We start from the raw sequence: 1160 nt of genomic DNA, 5'->3' as shown, positions 1-1160 counted from the left end.
TAGTCACCTGAATCTGAAGTTCGGTTCATTGTCTTGTGACAAAAGCGCTTCACCGAGGCGAGGATCTGGTCGGCTGATTTGACCCACCGATACGGCTTGGGATTTTCGTTATGTGCGTCGATAAAAGTTGTGATGTCGGCTTCGAGTTCAGTTGTTGACCGATGCACGCCGCGTTGGAGTTGCTTGCGCGTCAGTTCGGCGAACCAGCGCTCTACCTGATTGATCCAGGAAGCCGAGGTGGGTGTGAAGTGAACATGCCAATGCGGGCGGCGTGCGAGCCATGTCTTGATCGTGGTCGTTTTATGCGTGGCGTAGTTGTCCATCACGAGATGAACATCCAGGCCAGCAGGGATCTCAGCGTCGATACATTTCAGGAAGTCCAGAAATTCCGTGGTACGATGACGTTTGTAGCATTTGCCGATCACCGCACCTGTTGCGATGTCGAGGGCTGCAAACAGCGACGTCGTGCCGTTCCGGAGATAGGTATGGGTACGTCGTTCCGGCACGCCCGGTGCCATAGGCAGGACTGGCTGTTCGCGGTCCAGCGCCTGGATCTGGGATTTCTCGTCGACGCACAGCACGATCGCACGGTTCGGTGGCGACATGTAAAGACCGACAATATCCCGAACCTTGTCGACAAATAGCGGGTCCGTCGACAGTTTGAAGGTTTCGGCCCGATGCGGCTGCAGACCGAAGGCGCTCCAGATCCGGCGGATGGTCGTATGCGACAGGCCGATCTCGGCAGCCATGGAACGGATCGACCAGTGGGTCGCGTCTTTGGGCGTTGTGTTCAGCGTGCGCTCGATGACCTGCGTAACCTGCGCGTCCGACACCGTGCGGGGCCGGCCGGCACGATATTCGTCGGTCAGGCCTTCAATGCCATCTTCGACAAACCGCCGCCGCCATTTGCCGACGGTGTGCTCATGTACCCCCAGGCGTGCAGCGACTTCCTTGCTCTGCAAGCCTTCGGCGCAGAGCAGAACCATCCGGCAGCGATCCGACAATGACCGCGGCGCCTTGTGACGCCGGACCTGCCCTTCAAGAAACGTCCGCGCCTGCGGACGCAGTACTACCTGACCTGCCTGTCGTCCCGCCATCGTTCTGCTCCCGTCAGTGCGACAGGAATATCATATAATGATGCTTATTTCAGTTCCAGGTGA

1 protein-coding gene is annotated in these 1160 nt (G+C 58.2%); it reads right to left on the bottom strand.

All coding sequences use genetic code 11. The annotated features are described in order from the left end of the window. Window positions 1-1097: IS630 family transposase (locus DV027_RS17310; RefSeq protein WP_010518273.1), on the bottom strand; the 1097-nt coding region annotated here is incomplete at its 3' end. Window positions 1098-1160: the final 63 nt, after the last annotated feature.

It is taken from the genome of Komagataeibacter xylinus, from assembly GCF_004302915.1.
Classification (GTDB): domain Bacteria; phylum Pseudomonadota; class Alphaproteobacteria; order Acetobacterales; family Acetobacteraceae; genus Komagataeibacter; species Komagataeibacter xylinus_C.
Note: the sequence above shows the minus strand (reverse complement) of the source record. Positions and strands in the feature narration are given on the sequence as shown.